The sequence below is a fragment of the Flavobacterium sp. P3_A6 genome (genome assembly GCF_056403035.1).
This window is the reverse complement of record NZ_JBFUGG010000074.1, coordinates 1-646: the sequence shown is the minus strand read 5'-3', so window position 1 is coordinate 646 and position 646 is coordinate 1. Positions and strand designations below refer to the sequence as shown.

At 50.8% G+C, this 646-nt stretch carries 1 pseudogene; it reads right to left on the bottom strand.

Annotated features, from left to right (window positions below):
- A pseudogene (locus AC1DVP_RS21380) lies at positions 1–646 on the bottom strand (hypothetical protein); the annotation flags it as partial.

The window sequence follows — 646 nt, the reverse complement described above, 5'->3', positions numbered from 1 at the left end:
GTCGTGAAAGTGCTACCGTCCGTATAAGTGATGGTGAAAGTGCCGTTTCCGTTATCGGTTGTGCTGGCAATTCCTTTTCCTGCTGCTCCGTTAGCACCATTGGTTCCGTTTGCTCCAGCAACACCTTGCGGTCCTGTTAGATTTGGGGTCGTGAAAGTGCTACCGTCCGTATAAGTGATGGTGAAAGTGCCGTTTCCGTTATCGGTTGTAGCGGCAATTCCTTTTCCGTCTGCTCCGTTAGCACCATTGGTTCCGTTTGCTCCAGCWAYACCTTGCGGTCCTGTKARATTTGGGGTCGTGAAAGTGCTACCGTCCGTATAAGTGATGGTGAAAGTGCCGTTTCCGTTATCGGTTGTGCTGGCAATTCCGTTTCCTGCTGCTCCATTGGTTCCGTTTGCTCCAGCTATACCTTGCGGTCCTGTGAAATTTGGAGTCGTGAAAGTGCTACCGTCCGTATAAGTGATGGTGAAAGTGCCGTTTCCGTTATCGGTTGTGCTGGCAATTCCTTTTCCKKCTGCTCCGTTAGCACCATTGGTTCCGTTTGCTCCAGCAACACCTTGCGGTCCTGTTAGATTTGGGGTCGTGAAAGTGCTACCGTCCGTATAAGTGATGGTGAAAGTGCCGTTTCCGTTATCGGTTGTGCTGG